Genomic DNA, 16,777 nt, shown 5'->3' with positions numbered 1-16,777 from the left:
ACTTGCGATGCGGAATATAAATCTCGCTAAAGCGTCGCAGGCAAAATCCTCTTTACTGCGACAGAACATTCACATAGTAAACAGGAGCTTGCAATGTCAAACGACTATCTCTTCACTTCCGAATCCGTTTCGGAAGGCCATCCCGACAAGGTTGCCGATCAAATTTCCGACGCCATCCTTGACGCCATCCTGACCCAGGATCCGAGCGCCCGCGTGGCTGCCGAAACCCTGTGCAACACGGGTCTGGTGGTGCTGGCTGGCGAGATTACCACGCACGCCAATGTGGATTATATTCAAGTTGCGCGCGAAACCATCAAACGCATCGGCTACGACAACACGGAATACGGCATCGACTACAAGGGCTGCGCCGTGCTGGTGGCCTACGACAAGCAGTCGCCGGACATCGCGCAAGGCGTCGATGAAGGTGCGGGGATTGACCTGGATCAAGGCGCCGGCGATCAGGGCCTGATGTTCGGCTACGCCTGCGATGAAACGGCCGAGCTGATGCCTGCCGCCATCCACTACGCGCACCGCCTGGTCGAGCGCCAGTCGCAGCTGCGCAAGGATGGCCGTCTGCCATGGCTGCGTCCGGATGCGAAATCGCAAGTGACGCTGCGCTACGTCGACGGCCGCCCCGTCGGCGTGCACACGGTCGTGCTGTCGACCCAGCATGCGCCGGAAATCTCGCACAAGCAGATCGAAGAAGCCGTCATCGAAGAAATCATCAAGCCCATCTTGCCGCGCGAATGGCTGACGGAAACCAAATTCCTCGTCAACCCGACGGGCCGCTTCGTCATCGGCGGTCCGCAAGGCGATTGCGGCTTGACCGGGCGCAAGATCATCGTCGATACCTACGGTGGCGCTGCCCCGCACGGCGGCGGCGCGTTCTCGGGCAAGGACCCGTCGAAAGTCGACCGTTCGGCAGCCTACGCGGCCCGCTACGTGGCGAAAAACATCGTCGCGGCCGGCCTGGCGCGCCAATGCCAGGTGCAGGTCAGCTACGCCATCGGCGTGGCCAAGCCGATCAACATCACCGTCTACACGGAAGGCACGGGCGTGATTCCCGACACGGAAATCGCCAAGCTGGTACTGGCGCACTTTGATTTGCGTCCAAAAGGCATCGTACAAATGCTCGACCTGCTGCGCCCGATCTATCAGAAGAGCGCCGCCTACGGCCATTTCGGCCGCGAAGAGCCGGAATTCACGTGGGAGCGCACGGACAAGGTCGCCCTGCTGCGCGACGCCGCCGGCCTGAAGTAATCTAGTCGGATGTGTAAGAAAAGCGCCCCGGCCTCATGGCTGCGGGCGCTTTTTTTATGTGTTGTTACGTGGCAATGTATGGCGAACAAGCTGGCGCGCCAGCCTTGACAATGTTAAAATCCCCCGTCCGAGGAGCGTTGCGACGAAGAAATTCGCCAGGCTCGGAATATCCTGCAACTGCGCTCACGTACCTTTTTCAACTGAAAGGAGGGCGTGATGAACGCCGTACTCAAATCGCAACACGACTACACCATCGCCGATATCACCTTGGCCGCATGGGGCGACAAAGAAATCAAGATTGCTGAAACGGAAATGCCTGGCCTGATGGCCATCCGCGAAGAATTCGCGGCGGCGCAGCCTTTGAAGGGCGCGCGCATCACCGGTTCCATCCACATGACCATCCAGACCGCCGTGCTGATCCAGACCCTGGAAGCACTGGGCGCGCAAGTGCGTTGGGCATCGTGCAACATTTATTCGACGCAAGATCACGCCGCCGCCGCCATCGCTGCCGCCGGCACGCCCGTGTTCGCCGTCAAGGGCGAGTCGCTGGACGATTACTGGGAATACACGCACCGCATCTTCGAATGGCCGAACGTGGACGGCAAGGCTGTCTACTCGAACATGATCCTCGACGATGGCGGCGACGCGACCCTGCTGCTGCATCTGGGCGTGCGCGCGGAAACCGACCTGTCGGTGCTGGCCAACCCGGGTTCGGAAGAAGAAATCTGCCTGTTCAACTCGATCAAGAAGCACTTGCTGGCCGACCCGACCTGGTATTCGAAGCGCCTGCCGGAAATCCTCGGCGTGACGGAAGAAACGACGACCGGCGTGCACCGTTTGTACCAGATGCACAAGGAAGGCAAGCTGGCTTTCCCTGCGATCAACGTCAACGATTCCGTCACGAAATCGAAATTCGACAACCTGTATGGCTGCCGCGAATCGCTGGTTGACGGCATCAAGCGCGCCACCGACGTGATGATCGCCGGTAAAGTGGCCGTCATCGCCGGTTACGGTGACGTCGGTAAAGGTTCGGCGCAAGCCATGCGCGCCCTGTCGGCGCAAGTATGGGTGACGGAAGTCGACCCGATCTGCGCACTGCAGGCGGCGATGGAAGGCTACCGCGTGGTGACCATGGATTACGCCTGCGAACACGGCGACATCTTCGTCACCTGCACGGGCAACTATCACATCCTGACGCACGATCACCTGACGCGCATGAAAGACCAGGCCATCGTCTGCAATATTGGTCACTTTGACAATGAAATCGACGTCGCTTCGTTGAAACAATACGAGTGGGAAAACATCAAGCCGCAAGTCGACCACATCATCTTCCCGTCGGGCCGCCGCATCATCCTGCTGGCCGAAGGCCGCCTGGTCAACCTCGGTTGCGGCACGGGCCACCCGTCGTACGTGATGAGCTCGTCGTTCGCCAACCAGACGATCGCCCAGATCGAGCTGTACGCGAACACGGCCAACTACCCGGTCGGCGTGTACACCCTGCCAAAACACCTGGATGAAAAAGTCGCTCGCCTGCAACTCAAAAGTTGAATGCGCAGCTGACGGAACTGACGCAAGAGCAAGCCGACTACATTGGCGTGCGTCAAGAAGGCCCTTATAAGCCAGAACACTACCGTTATTAATCGGTAGTCCGGGGCTGTAACTCACCCTCTGAGGGCCGGCGCCTGCCGCCGGCCTGACCCTACTTTTGACAGGCTAGAGAAATGCGCTTGCTACTGATTTGGTTTATCAATGCGGCAGCCCTGTTTGCCGTCCCGTATTTGATGCACTCGGTGACGATGAGCAGCGGCTGGACCGCGCTGCTGGCCGCCGCCGTGCTGGGACTGGTCAATGCGCTGATCCGTCCTTTGCTGATCCTGCTGACCCTGCCCGTGACGTTTTTGTCGCTGGGCCTGTTCATTTTGATCATCAACGGCTTCCTGTTCTGGCTGGTGGCGCAGGTGATCGATGGTTTCCATGTCGCCAGTTTCTGGTCGGCCGTGGGCGGTGCCATTCTGTACAGCATCATTTCCTGGGCCTTGTCGACCTTACTTTTGAGTAATGACGATGGAAAAGCATAATTTCAGTATTGAGTTTTTCCCGCCGAAAACCCCGGAAGGGGCGGAAAAGCTGCGCGCCACGCGCGTCAAGTTGTCTGAGTTGCATCCGAAGTATTTCTCGGTGACGTTCGGCGCGGGCGGCACCACGCAGCAGGGCACCCTGGACACCGTGCGCGAAATCCTGGCGGCCGGCGAACAGGCCGCACCCCATCTGTCTTGCGTGGGCGGTTCGCGTGCATCGATCCGCGCCGTGCTGGCCGACTTCAAGGCGGCCGGCGTGCGCCGCATCGTGGCCTTGCGCGGCGACTTGCCGAGCGGCTACGGCGCCTCGGGCGAGTTCCGTTACGCCAACGAGCTGGTGGAATTCATCCGCGCCGAAACGGGCGACCATTTTCATATCGAAGTGGCCGCCTATCCGGAAGTGCACCCGCAAGCCCGTTCGCCGCAGGACGACCTGAACGCGTTCGCGCGCAAGGTGCAGGCCGGCGCCAATGCCGCCATCACCCAGTACTTCTACAATGCCGACGCGTATTTTCAGTTTGTCGAGCAGACGCAGAAGATGGGCATCAACGTGCCCATCGTGGCCGGCATCATGCCGATCACGAACTACACGCAGCTGATGCGCTTTTCGGACATGTGCGGCGCGGAAATTCCACGCTGGGTGCGTCTGAAACTGGCCAGTTTCGGCGACGACAGCGCGTCCATCAAGGCTTTTGGCCTGGACGTGGTGACGGGCTTGTGCGAGCGTTTGCTGGAAGGCGGCGCGCCAGGCTTGCATTTCTATAGCATGAACCAGGCGGCGCCCACGACGGCACTGTGGCAGCGCCTGGTGAAATAAACCGTTCTGACGCGTTAAAACAGATCGCCCTCGGTCACGATGTGATCGAGGGCGATGTCGTATTCGCCGTTGGGAAAACTTGCCGCCAGGCAGGCATAGGCGACGCCGAGCGTGCGCGGACGGGGCGTGGCCGCCAGGGTGCGGTCGTAATAGCCGCCGCCATAGCCGAGGCGAAAGCGTTCCTGGTTAAAACCCAGGCAGGGCACCAGCAGGGTGGCAGGTGCCGGACGCAGGCGCAATTGCGCGGGCACGGCCACGCCCATGCCATCCTTCACCATGGGCTCGCCCGGCGTCCAGTCGGAAAATGCCAGCGGCGCATGCTTTTCCAACACCACCGGCAAGCTTAATTGCACGCCGCGCGCGGCCAGCTGCGCATACGCGCCGTGCAAGTCCGGCTCGCCGTGCAGGGGCCAGTACACGCCCAGTTCCTTGACGTTTTCTTGCGCGCACCAGTCCAGCAGGCGCTGCGCGATGGCCGCATCCCACCCCGTGCGCGTGGCGTCGGGCAGGGCGCGGCGGGCCGCCAGCAAGGCTTTGCGCAAGCCGGCTTTTTCCTGTGGCGCAATGGGTGGCCGTGCAGCCGGATCGCATGTTATTCTAGGGTCGCTATTCATATCACCATCAAGTTAAGATTGAGAGTCGTACATTGATTTCCCCACTGAAATGGATTGCCGGCACGATGCTGTGTGTTGCATCGGCCTTGTCTCCCCTGGCCGCCCTGGCCCAGGTATCGACCACCGTATCCCCAGCCGCCCCCGACACGCGCAGCGAGGACGATGCCTTCTTGCTGCTGCGCGACGCCGCGCGCAAGGATGACGTCGAAAAAGCCGACTTTTATGCGGGGCGCCTGACGAATTACCAGATTCCCTCGTATGTTGACTATTATCGGCTGAAACCGCGCATCAAACTGCTGACCGAAGCGCAATTTCGCGATTACCTGAACCGCTACAAGGGCAGCGCCATCGCCGACCGCTTCCGCAACGACTGGCTGCTGGAGCTGGGCCGCAAGCGCGACTGGGTCGTGTTCGACGAGCAATATCCGCAATTCGCCCTCGATGACGACACCCAGCTCAAGTGCTATGCGCTGATGTCGCGCGCCGCCAAGGGCCAGAACGTGGCGTCCGAGGCGCGCAACCTGCTCGTCTCGCCGCCCGGCTATGGCGAAGCGTGCGGCAGCCTGATCGCCGCATTGGCGCAAAACGGCCAGTTCGACACGAACGACCTGTGGGCGCAGATCCGCCTGGCAGGCCAGACCAACGCCACGGGCCCGGCGCGCCGCATCGCGCTGCTGCTGGGTGCCTCCGACGCGAAGATGGCGCAAGCGATCGATTTGCCGGCGCTGGTGCTGGCCAAGGGGCCCGGTCTAAGTCGCGCCGACCACGAGATGTACCTGGTGGCCGTCGGCCGCATGGCGAAAAGCACCTTGAAACTGGGCGTGGTGGCGCTGCAAAAGGCCAGCGCGCAGCTGACGGCGCAGGAACAGGCCATCGGCTGGGCCAGCCTGGCCTTGCAGGCGTCGTATTCACTGGCACCGGAAGCGTTCGAGTATTGGCAGAAAACCAATGGCGCACCGTTGACCCAGGAGCAGATGCAGTGGAAGGCGCGTATCGCCTTGCGTGAAGGCAACTGGCCCCAGGTGAAGACGGCGATCCAGGCCATGCCGGCCTCCCTGCGCGCGGACCCGACCTGGGTCTACTGGCTGGCGCGCGCGCAGCAGGCGGAAACGCCGGGCCGCCCGAATGCGCAGGCCGATGCCCTGTACCGCACGATTTCCGAGCAATCGAATTTCTACGGCTTGCTGGCCAATGAAGAGCTGGGCAACCACCTGGTCTTGCCGCCGCCGGGCCAGCCCATCACGCCGACGGAAATCGCCGCCATGGCCGCCAATCCGGGACTGCAGCGCGCCTTGAAATTCTTCAACATGCGCTTGCGCTTCGAAGGCACGCGCGAGTGGAACTGGGAATTGCGTTCGATGACGGACAGGCAACATCTGGCGGCCGCGGAATTTGCGCGCCAGAACAATGTGCTCGACCGCATGGTCAACACCTCGGACCGCACGCGCCTGGAGGTGGACTATACGCAACGCTATCCGACGCCGCACGACGACGTGATGCATCCGGCCACGCAAACCCTGGGTCTGGATAAGGCCTGGGTGTACGGCCTGATCCGCCAGGAATCGCGCTTCATCATGGATGCGCAGTCGCACGTGGGCGCGTCCGGCTTGATGCAGGTCATGCCGTCGACGGCCCGCTATGTCGCCAAGAAGATCGGTCTCACCGATTTTGTGACGGAAACCTTGAGCGACGTGCGCACCAACGTCTTGCTGGGCACGAATTACCTGAACATGGTGCTCGGCGGCCTGGACGGTTCGCAAGTGCTGGCCAGCGCCGCCTACAACGCGGGGCCGGGGCGCCTGCGCATCTGGCGCGCCACCATGACGCGTCCGCTGGAAGGCGCCGTCTTTGCCGAGATCATTCCCTACACGGAAACGCGCGGCTACGTGAAGAACGTGATGGCCAACGCCACCTATTACGCGGCCCTGTTCGAGAAGAGCCCGCAATCGCTGAAGGCGCGCCTGGGCACCGTGGGACCGAAAAACAGCGCCGTCGCGGCCGATTTGCCATCATCCAATTAAAGATCGCTGACCATGCAAACCACCATCCTTGACCCCAGCCTGACGCAAACCCTGGCCGCCGCGCGCGAGCCGGGCCTGACCCTGATTATCGGCAACAAGAATTACTCGTCGTGGTCGATGCGCCCGTGGGTGGCCATGACGGCCTTCGGCATCCCGTTCCAGGAAGTGCGCGTGCTGCTCGACCAGAGCGACACGGCGACAAAAATCGCCGCGTATTCGGCCTGCGGCCGGGTGCCCGTGCTGCTGGCGGGAGAAATGACGATCTGGGATAGCCTGGCCATCTGCGAATACCTGGCCGAGCAGTTTCCTGACAAACACATGTGGCCGCAAGACGTGGCCGCGCGCGCCATGGCGCGCTGTGTCTGCGCGGAAATGCATTCGGGCTTTACCGGCTTGCGCACGGACATGTCGATGAATATCAAGGCGAAGCTGCCTGGCCGTGGCCGCACGGCCGCCGCGCAGGCGGACATCGGCCGCATCAGCGAAATCTGGGAAGAGTGCCTGTCGCGCTTTGGCCACCACCAATTTCTGTTCGGCGACTTTTCCATCGCCGACGCGTACTTTGCCCCCGTCGTCATGCGTTTCCGCACCTATGGCGTGTCGCTGGCGCCGGCGCTGAACGCCTACTGCGAGCGCGTGCAGGCGCACCCGGCCGTCGCGCGCTGGATCACGGAAGCGCTGGCGGAGACGGAAATTGCTGCCAAGCACGACGCGGAATTGCCTGATTAAGAAAAGAGTGTTATGAAGATATACACGGTCGGTGGCGCGGTGCGCGACCAACTGCTGGGCTTGCCCGTGAAAGACCACGACCACGTCGTTGTGGGCGCCACGCCCGAAGACATGCTGCGCCAGGGCTTCCGCCCCGTCGGCAAGGATTTCCCCGTGTTTTTGCACCCGAAGACGCAGGAAGAATACGCCTTGGCGCGCACGGAACGCAAGACGGCCCCCGGCTACCGGGGTTTCGTCTTCCACACGGCGCCCGACGTCACCCTGGAAGACGACCTGGTGCGCCGCGATCTGACCATCAACGCCATCGCCCGGGCCGAGGATGGGACGTTGACCGACCCGTTCGGCGGCGTCGAGGATATCCAGAACAAGATCTTCCGCCACGTTTCCGACGCCTTTGGCGAGGACCCCGTGCGCATCTTGCGCCTGGCCCGCTTTGCCGCCCGCTTTCATACTTTCACTGTGGCGCCCGCCACCATGGAACTGATGCGCGAGATGGTGCAGGACGGCGAAGTCGACGCCCTGGTGGCCGAGCGCGTGTGGCAGGAGGTGGCCAAGGGATTGATGGAAAGCCATCCTTCGCGCATGCTGACGGTGCTGCACGAATGCGGCGCCCTGGCGCGCATCATGGGGGAAATCACGTTGAGCGAGCGCTTGCTGCAGGTCATCGACCATGCCGCCGCGCAAGGCCTTGACTTGCCCGTGCGCTTCGCCGCGTTGACGCTGCATATGAGCAAGGATGCCATCGAGCAGTTGAGCGAGCGCCTGCGCGTGCCCAACGAGTGCCGCGAACTGGCCGTCATGGCGGTGCGCGAGCGGGACCATATCAATGGCGCGCTGGACTTGGGCGCCGAAGCCATCGTCGCCCTGTGCGAACGCTGCGACGGATTGCGCAAGCCGCAGCGCTTCGTGCAACTGCTGCAAGCCGTCGCCTGCGACGGACTGGTCACCGGCGACTTTCCCCAGGCGGCGCGGCTGCAGGGCGGGCTGGACGCGGCGCGCGGCGTGCATGCGGGTGCGCTGGCGCAAGGCTGTGCGGAGCCGAAACGCATCCCTGAAGTCATCCATGCGGCGCGGGTGGCGGCCGTGGCGGCCTTCCTGGCCCAGGCTTGAATGGCGCGGATAGGCTACAATGGCGCCATGATGTTGCACTGCACAATAACGGCCTGACGTGCCGCAGCACCGCCCCCAGGAGTCGACGTGACCTTACCCAAGCTGTTTCAAAACCCGTTTCGCCGCTGGCTCAGCCGTAGCGGAGGCGGGCGTCCGACCGTGCTCGTCAAGCAGTTGCACGAGCGCGACCGGCGCCGCATGATGAAGCATTTCCTGTCGCTCGAGAAAAGCGACCGCCTGCTGCGCTTCGGCAGCGCCTTGCCCGATGAACTCGTCGCGCAGTACGTGCAAAAGATGGATTTCTCGCGCGACATGATCTACGGCGTCTACAACAGCCTGTTCAAACTGGTGGGCGTGGGCCATCTGGCGTTCGCGCCGAAGGACCAGTCGCCGGCGAAAAGCGTGGTGACGGACAAGGAGCAGGTGGCCGAGTTTGGCGTATCCGTGTCGAAATCGATGCGCGGCATGGGCGTCGGTTCGAAACTGTTCGAGCGGGCGGCAATTCACTGCCGCAACAACGATGTCGATACCCTGTACATGCATTGTTTGTCGTCGAACAAGACGATGATGCATATCGCCAAGAAGGCGGGCATGGAAATCCAGCGCGACTATGGCGAAGCCGATGCCTACCTAAAACTGTTGCCGCCGAATCCGACCAGCATGCTGCAGGAAGCCGTGCAGGAGCAGTTCGCCATGTTCGACTACACATTCAAGGCGAATGCGCGCGCCGCCAGCAAACTGTTCGAGCGCTTGCCAGGGCGCAAGAAGCCCGCGCCGCCGGCCCCCCGCCGCCTGCCGACTGATTACAGCAGGGGCAGTGCCGTCGTATCCTTGATGCGCTGCAAGGCGAAGCTCGACTTGACGTCCAGCACGGCCGGGTGGCGCAGCAGGGTCGCCATCATGAAGCGCGAGAAATGCTCCATGTCTTCCACGTGCACGCGCAACAGATAATCCATTTCGCCCGTCATCGCATAGCAGGCCACCACTTCCGGCCATTGCGCCACGGCCACGGCGAAGTCGGCGCGCGGCGACGTGTTCGTCACCAGATTCGGTGCCAGCACGCGCGCCGTGCTGTGGGCCGTGGCGTCGCTGTGCTTTTCCAGCCGCACATTGACGTAGGCGAGCAAGCCCAGGCCGATCTTTTCCGGGTCCAGCAGGGCCACGTACTGGCGGATCACGCCCGCTTCTTCCAGCCTTTTGACGCGGCGCAAGCATGGCGACGGCGACAGGCTGACCTGCTCGGCCACGTCCTGATTCGACAGGCGGCCATCGGCCTGCAGGACGGAGAGGATCTTGCGATCCGTTTTATCCAGCGTAATTTTGCTCATGCTTCCTCCGGTGGTTCTTGTTTCACGCAATATTATTGCGCAAATCATGATTGTTCGGGAGATCTTTGGCATTTAATGCCCGTGACCCACGCCTATACTGTGCGCTACTTCTTGGAGGAGACATCATGCAATTTCAGCCTTGGGACAACCCGATGGGTACCGATGGTTTCGAGTTCGTCGAGTATGCAGCACCAGACCCAAAAGCATTGGGCAAGCTGTTCGAGAACATGGGCTTCACGGCCATCGCGCGCCACCGCCACAAGGATGTGACCCTGTACCGTCAGGGCGACATCAATTTCATCATCAATGCCGAACAAGATTCGTTCGCGCAGCGTTTTGCCCGTCATCACGGCCCGTCCGTGTGCGCCATCGCCATCCGCGTCGACGACGCGGCCTTCGTCTACCGCCGCGCGCTGGAACTGGGCGCCTGGGGTTTCGACAATAAGACGGGGCCGATGGAGCTGAATATTCCCGCCATCAAGGGCGTGGGCGATTCGCTGCTGTACTTCGTCGACCGCTGGCGCGGCAAGGGCGCCGACAAGCCGGACGCGGCCGCGCCGGGCGGCATTGGCGACATCAGCATCTATGACGTCGATTTCGTCGCCATTCCCGGCGCCGTCGCCAACCCGGTCGGCCATGGCCTGACCTACATCGACCACCTGACGCACAATGTGCACCGTGGCCGCATGAAGGAATGGGCGAGCTTCTATGAAAACCTGTTCAACTTCCGCGAAGTGCGCTACTTCGATATCGAAGGCAAGCATACGGGCCTCAAATCGAAGGCCATGACTTCGCCATGCGGCAAGATCCGTATCCCGATCAATGAATCGTCGGATGACAAGTCGCAGATCGCCGAATACCTGGATCAGTACCACGGCGAAGGCATCCAGCACATCGCGCTGGGTACGGACAATATCTACGCGTCCGTGCAAGGCATGCGCGATACGGGTATCGATTTCCAGGATACGATTGAAACTTACTATGAGCTGGTCAACCGCCGCCTGCCGAACCACGGCGAGCAGCTGGAAGAACTGCGCCGCCTGCGCATCCTGATCGATGGCCACAGCACGGAAAACGAACGCGAACTGCTGCTGCAAATCTTCACGCAGACGGTGATCGGCCCGATCTTCTTCGAGATCATCCAGCGCAAGGGCGACCAGGGCTTCGGCGAAGGCAACTTCCGCGCCCTGTTCGAATCGATCGAGCTGGACCAGATCAAGCGCGGCGTGCTGAAAGATACGAACGCGGCGTAATGTTGCTTTGTAACAAATAGTAGTAAAAAAGTACCGGCCCGGGAGTGCAGCGCAGCAAAGAACTGCGCGCCTTCCTGTGGTAGTCTACGACAAACAAGTCATTTTTCCGCACCGGCATGCTCACAAAGCGCGGCCGGTACGTGTGAGTTCAACCGACTTTGCACGCGTAGCACAGAGAATAATGGAGACAAGTAATGAATGCACCAATCAAGGGCTCGAGTCTTGAGCCGGGCGCGCACGCGTCCGAAATTTCCCTGAACGACAAATACACCTTGGAGCGTGGCCGCGCCTTCATGACGGGCACGCAAGCGTTGATCCGCCTGCCCATGCTGCAGCGCGAGCGCGACCTCAAGGCCGGCTTGAATACGGCCGGCTACATCACCGGCTACCGCGGTTCGCCTGTGACGTCCGTCGACATGACGGCGATCAAGGCCAAGAAATACCTCGATGAACACCACGTCAAATTCCACCCGGGCCTGAACGAAGACCTGGCCGCTACGGCCGTCTGGGGCACGCAGCAAACGAATCTGTTCGAAGACGCGAAATACGACGGCGTGTTCGGCATGTGGTACGGCAAGGGCCCCGGCGTCGACCGCTGCGGCGACGTCTTCAAGCACGCGAATAATGCCGGTTCCGCCAAGCACGGCGGCGTGCTGGTGCTGGCCGGCGACGACCATGCGGCGAAATCCTCGTCCACGGCGCACCAGTCCGACCATATCCTGAATGCCTGCGGCATCCCCGTGCTGTACCCGTCGTCGGTGCAGGAATACATCGATTACGGCTTGCATGCATGGGCCATGAGCCGCTACACGGGCTTGTGGGTGTCGATGAAATGCGTGACCGACATCATCGAGTCGGGCGCCGCCGTCGATTTCGACCCGGACCGCGTACAGATCACCCTGCCGACCGACTTCGAGATGCCGGCCGGCGGCTTGAACATCCGCTGGCCCGACACGGTGCTGGAACAAGAAGTGCGCATGAACAGCTACAAATGGTATGCGGCGCTGGCATATGCGCGTGCCAACAAGCTCAATAAAATCATCTGGGACAGCCCGAAGGCGCGCATCGGCATCATCACGGCCGGCAAATCCTACCTGGACACGCGCCAGGCGCTGGCCGACCTGGGCATCGACGAGCAGACGGCGTCCGACATCGGCATCCGCCTGTACAAGATCGGCATGACCTGGCCGCTGGAAGCGGACGGCGTGCACGAATTCGCCAAGGGCCTCGATGAAATCCTCGTGGTGGAAGAAAAGCGGCAAATCCTCGAATACGCGCTGAAGGAAGAACTCTACAACCTCAAAGACGGCGAGCGTCCGCGCGTGGTCGGCAAGTTCGACGACACGGGCGAGTGGAGCAACCAGAAGGGCACCGGTCACGGCGACTGGCTGCTGCCGGCCACGTATGAACTGAACCCGGCCATGATCGCCCGCGCCATCGCCAGCCGTATTTCGCGCTACTACGCGGGCCACCCCGTCGAGCAGCGCGTGAAGGAACGCATCGCCTACCTGGAAGCGAAGGAAAACGTCCTCAAGGCCATCAGCGTGAAACCCGATCCGCAAAAGGACCGCACGCCGTTCTTCTGCTCCGGCTGCCCGCACAACAGTTCCACGAAAGTGCCGGAAGGCTCGCGCGCGCTGGCCGGCATCGGCTGCCACTACATGGTGCTGTGGATGGACCGCGAAACGTCGACGTTTACCCACATGGGCGCAGAAGGCGTCACCTGGGTGGGGCAGGCGCCGTTCACGAATGAAAAGCACGTGTTTACCAACCTCGGCGACGGCACGTATTTCCACTCGGGCATCCTGGCCATCCGCGCGGCCGTTTCGGCCAAGGTGAACATCACCTATAAAATCCTGTTCAACGATGCGGTGGCCATGACGGGCGGCCAGGAATTCGACGGGCCTTTGTCTCCGGCCATCATTTCGCGCCAGATCGCTGCCGAAGGCGTGGGCCCGATCATCGTCGTCACGGATGAACCGGAAAAATACCCGGACGATTACGCCTGGGCGGAAGGCGTCACCGTGCGCCACCGTTCGGAACTGATGGACGTGCAGCGCGAACTGCGCGACATGCCCGGCGTGTCGGCCATGATCTACGACCAGACCTGCGCCTCGGAAAACGCCGCCGCCGGAAACGCAATGAATACCCGGACCCGGCCAAGCGCGCCGTGATCAACGAAGCCGTCTGCGAAGGCTGCGGCGACTGTTCCGTGCAATCGAACTGCCTGTCGGTGGAACCGCTGGAAACGGAACTGGGGCGCAAGCGCCAGATCAACCAGTCGTCCTGCAACAAGGATTTTTCGTGCACGACGGGTTTCTGCCCCAGTTTCGTCACGGTGGAAGGCGGCGGCCTGAAAAAGCCGAAGAAGGCGGCTGCCGCCGACAAGGATGCGCCAGCCGCGCCGGCCTTGCCGACACCGATGATTCCATCGACTGCCGAGCCGTTCGGCATCCTCGTCACCGGCATCGGCGGCACGGGCGTCGTCACCGTCGGCCAGATCCTGGCCATGGCGGCCCACGTGGAAGGCAAGGGCTGTTCCGTGCTGGACATGAGCGGCCTGGCGCAAAAGGGCGGCCCGGTCATGTCGCACGTGCGTCTGGCGGACCGCCAGGAAGACATCCACTCGACGCGCGTCGGCACCGGTGCGGCCGACCTCGTGATCGGCTGCGACCTGATCGTCACGGCCAGCCGCGATGCCCTGTCGCGCATGGGAGAGGGACGCAGCTGGGCCATGATCAACTCGACCAGCTCGTCGACGGCCGCTTTCGTGAAGAACCCGGACTGGCAATTCCCCGGTGCTTCCGCGCGCATGGAAATCGAAAAGGCGTGCGGCAGCGACCACGTCGACTTCATCGACGCGGGCCAGATCGCCACGGCGCTGATGGGCGACTCCATCGCGACGAATATGTTCATGCTCGGCTACGCCTGGCAAAAGGGCAAGGTGCCATTGAGCGAAGCGGCCATCATGAAGGCCATCGACTTGAACAACGTCTCGGTGGCGTTCAACAAGGCGGCCTTCAACTGGGGCCGCGCGGGCGCGCATGACGCGGCCAGCCTGGTGCGCATGACGACACCAGCCAAGGTGGTGGAATTCAAGCGCATCGACACGCTCGACGACATCATCGAAAAGCGCGTCGCCCTGCTGACGGCCTACCAGGACCGGGCATATGCGCAGCAATACCTGGACTTCGTCGGCCAGGTGCGCGCCGCCGAAAGCGCCCTGAACGGCCCGCACTTGCGCCTGACGGAAGCCGTGGCACGCTACTTCTACAAGCTGATGGCCTACAAGGACGAGTACGAAGTGGCGCGCCTGTACACGGACGGCGCCTTCCAGGCGAAGATCGCGTCCATGTTCGAAGGCGACATCAAGCTCAAGTTCCATCTGGCGCCGCCCATCATGGCGAAAACGGATGCCCAGGGCCACTTGATCAAGAAGGAATTCGGCCCGTGGATGATGAAGGCGTTCGGCGTGCTGGCCAAGTTCAAGGGCTTGCGCGGCACGGCCTTCGACGTGTTCGGCCATACGGCCGAGCGCAAGATGGAGCGCGCGCTGATTCTTGAATACCGCGCGACGGTGGGCGGCCTGCTGCCGAAGCTGACGACGGCCAAGCTGGCGCAAGCCGTGGCGATCGCCAGTATTCCGGAAGACATCCGCGGCTATGGCCACGTGAAGGAGCGTCATCTGAAGGCGGCGAAAGAGAAGGAAGCGAGTCTGCTGATCGCCTTCAACGCGCCCACGCCGCTGCCGCCCGTCGTGGCGGCGCCCGTGGCGGCCACCGTGTGATGGGGTGAACGCCTCGCTGTAGCAATGGCGCCTGCGGGCGCCATTTTTTGTGTCAAAGAAAACAACGCTTGCTGGCAAAACGCATTATAATTTTTCGATAATTTCTCTATAGAAAGTTTCTCATGCATGCCCTGCGACTTGGCTCCCTCGCTGTTTCCTTCGTATGTGTGTTGAGTGCCTGCGGCGGAGGCGGCGGCAGCGACAGCGCATCCGTCGTCCCGCCCGTGACGCCGACGGGCCCGACGGCGCTGGTCGCCTCGTCCACGGTGGCGAACCGCTGCGAGGCGCCGCGCAGCGGCAGCGGCATCGACAAGCCGGGCACCTTGCTCGATGAACTGACGTGGGTGCGCAGCTGGATCGATGAAACGTATCTGTGGTACCGCGAAGTGCCGACCACCTACCTGCCGCAAAGCTTCGCCACGCCGATCGCGTATTTCGACGTGCTGAAAACAACGGCCACGACGGCGTCCGGCAAGCCCAAGGACCGCTTCCATTTCACCTACACGACGGCCGAATGGGAAGCCTCGCTCAATGGCGTGGAACTGGGCTACGGCATGCTGCTGGCGCTGACGCGCACCACGCCGCCGCGCAAGGCCGTGGTGACGATCGTCGAGCCAGGCTCGCCAGCCGACCTGGCGGGCTTGCGGCGCGGCGATGAACTGCAAACCGTCGATGGCACCGATTTCGTCAATGCCCCTGACGCTGCCAGCGTGAAGATCATTAACGCCGGCCTGTTTCCTGCAGCGCAAGGCGCGCACACGCTGGCGTTCAGCCGCAATGGCTCGCCCATCTCCGCGAACCTGCAGGCGGTGGAAGTGAGCACCAGCGCCGTGCAAAACGAGCGCATCATCGACACGCCCACGGGCAAGGTGGGCTACCTGACCTTCAACACCCACAACAACGTGGCCGAACGCCAGCTGGTCGAGACCATGCGCCGCTTCCAGGCGGCCGGCATCAGCGACCTGGTGCTTGACGTGCGCTACAACGGCGGCGGCTACCTCGATGTCGCCAGCGAGATTGCCTACATGATTGCCGGTCCGCAAGTCACCACCGGCAAGACCTTCCAGCAGGTGCTGGCCAATGACAAGACGCGGCCGGAAGCGCCCGTGCCATTCCACACGCAAAGCCAGGGCTTTGCCGGGCCGAATCCCTTGCCCAAGGGCACGCCTTTGCCTTCGCTGGGCCTCAAGCGCGTGACCTTGCTGACGACGGGCAATACCTGTTCGGCCAGCGAAGCCATCATCAACGGCTTGCGCGGCGTCGACGTGCAGGTCAGCCTGATCGGCGGCACGACGTGCGGCAAGCCGTATGGTTTCTATCCCACGCCGAATTGCGGCACCACGTATTTCGCCGTGCAGTTCCAGGGTGTCAACGCCAAGGGCTTTGGCGACTTTGCCGATGGCATGGCGCCGACCTGCGACGTGACGGACGATTATCAGCACGCGCTGGGCGATCCTGCCGAAGCCATGCTGGCGGCGGCGCTGCGCTACCGCGGCAGCGGCAGCTGTACCCCGGCCACGGGCGCGATCAGGCTGTTGAGTTCGATGGAGAGCCCCGCCGACACGGCCGCGCGGCTGTTGCGCCCGGCCTACAAGGAAATTGCTGTGTTGAACCGATAAAGCCCCATGTTGCCCCCTTCCTGGATGAGGGTGGGGCATCTTTCTTCTCATAAATATTTCTATATAACAATTATGATATATAGAAAGATGAATCCATTCGTTCTGTAATTGCTGGCATCTTGATATCTTTCGCCTTCTCCCTAACCTTGAGAAGCGTAAAG

10 protein-coding genes, 3 pseudogenes and 1 riboswitch are annotated in these 16,777 nt (G+C 62.1%); of the genes and pseudogenes, 11 read left to right on the top strand and 2 right to left on the bottom strand.

Features of this window, described 5'->3' with window-relative positions:
- Window positions 1-93 precede the first annotated feature (93 nt).
- The 4 genes and pseudogenes from metK (at window position 94) to metF (ending at window position 4,155) form a co-directional block, all read left to right on the top strand.
- Window positions 94-1,260: a methionine adenosyltransferase gene (gene metK, locus ACRHIG_RS01605; RefSeq protein WP_436497882.1), complete on the top strand. Its 1,167-nt coding sequence runs from the start codon at window positions 94-96 to the stop codon at window positions 1,258-1,260.
- 123 nt (window positions 1,261-1,383) lie between these two features.
- Window positions 1,384-1,452, top strand: a riboswitch (S-adenosyl-L-homocysteine riboswitch).
- A gap of 24 nt (window positions 1,453-1,476) precedes the next feature.
- A pseudogene (ahcY, locus tag ACRHIG_RS01600) lies at window positions 1,477-2,900 on the top strand (adenosylhomocysteinase).
- Window positions 2,901-2,981: 81 nt separating this feature from the next.
- Window positions 2,982-3,338, top strand: a complete 357-nt coding sequence (locus ACRHIG_RS01595) for a phage holin family protein (protein ID WP_034783534.1) — start codon at window positions 2,982-2,984, stop codon at window positions 3,336-3,338.
- A complete protein-coding gene (gene metF / locus ACRHIG_RS01590; protein WP_475415887.1) occupies window positions 3,325-4,155 on the top strand; it encodes a methylenetetrahydrofolate reductase [NAD(P)H] in 831 nt (276 codons plus the stop codon). The genes ACRHIG_RS01595 and metF overlap by 14 nt, the downstream gene beginning before the upstream one ends.
- Before the next feature lie 14 nt (window positions 4,156-4,169).
- Here the strand turns inward: metF and ACRHIG_RS01585 are convergent, their stop codons facing one another.
- On the bottom strand, window positions 4,170-4,769 hold the full coding sequence (locus ACRHIG_RS01585; RefSeq protein ID WP_489629179.1) for a 5-formyltetrahydrofolate cyclo-ligase: 600 nt from the start codon (window positions 4,767-4,769) through the stop codon (window positions 4,170-4,172).
- Between the two features lie 65 nt (window positions 4,770-4,834).
- On the opposite strand from ACRHIG_RS01585, the gene ACRHIG_RS01580 reads away from it, so the two are divergent.
- The 4 genes and pseudogenes from ACRHIG_RS01580 to ACRHIG_RS01565 all read left to right on the top strand — a co-directional run.
- Window positions 4,835-6,790, top strand: a complete 1,956-nt coding sequence (locus ACRHIG_RS01580; RefSeq protein ID WP_489629178.1) for a lytic transglycosylase domain-containing protein — start codon at window positions 4,835-4,837, stop codon at window positions 6,788-6,790.
- Window positions 6,791-6,802: 12 nt separating this feature from the next.
- Complete coding sequence (locus ACRHIG_RS01575; protein WP_489629177.1) at window positions 6,803-7,519, top strand: glutathione S-transferase family protein; 717 nt, start codon at window positions 6,803-6,805, stop codon at window positions 7,517-7,519.
- A gap of 12 nt (window positions 7,520-7,531) precedes the next feature.
- Window positions 7,532-8,629 carry a tRNA nucleotidyltransferase/poly(A) polymerase-related protein gene (locus ACRHIG_RS01570; RefSeq protein ID WP_489629176.1) on the top strand — a complete coding sequence of 366 codons (1,098 nt, stop codon included), beginning with the start codon at window positions 7,532-7,534 and terminating at the stop codon, window positions 8,627-8,629.
- A 102-nt stretch (window positions 8,630-8,731) separates the two neighbouring features.
- Window positions 8,732-9,394 (top strand): annotated as a pseudogene (locus tag ACRHIG_RS01565) (GNAT family N-acetyltransferase); the annotation flags it as partial.
- 38 nt (window positions 9,395-9,432) lie between these two features.
- On the opposite strand, the gene ACRHIG_RS01560 reads toward ACRHIG_RS01565, so the two are convergent.
- Window positions 9,433-9,957 carry an Lrp/AsnC family transcriptional regulator gene (locus tag ACRHIG_RS01560; RefSeq protein ID WP_034783525.1) on the bottom strand — a complete coding sequence of 175 codons (525 nt, stop codon included), beginning with the start codon at window positions 9,955-9,957 and terminating at the stop codon, window positions 9,433-9,435.
- A 125-nt stretch (window positions 9,958-10,082) separates the two neighbouring features.
- Between ACRHIG_RS01560 and hppD the strand changes: the two genes are divergently transcribed.
- The 3 genes and pseudogenes from hppD (at window position 10,083) to ACRHIG_RS01545 (ending at window position 16,616) form a co-directional block, all read left to right on the top strand.
- Window positions 10,083-11,210, top strand: a complete 1,128-nt coding sequence (gene hppD / locus ACRHIG_RS01555) for a 4-hydroxyphenylpyruvate dioxygenase (protein WP_475415892.1) — start codon at window positions 10,083-10,085, stop codon at window positions 11,208-11,210.
- A gap of 194 nt (window positions 11,211-11,404) precedes the next feature.
- Window positions 11,405-14,997, top strand: a pseudogene (locus ACRHIG_RS01550) (indolepyruvate ferredoxin oxidoreductase family protein).
- 167 nt (window positions 14,998-15,164) lie between these two features.
- The gene (locus tag ACRHIG_RS01545) at window positions 15,165-16,616 is read left to right on the top strand and encodes a S41 family peptidase (protein ID WP_475415894.1); all 1,452 of its coding nucleotides are present in this window, start codon (window positions 15,165-15,167) and stop codon (window positions 16,614-16,616) included.
- Window positions 16,617-16,777 lie beyond the last annotated feature (161 nt).

This window comes from Janthinobacterium sp. C22 (assembly GCF_057919405.1).
This window is presented reverse-complemented; position numbering and strand designations above follow the sequence as displayed.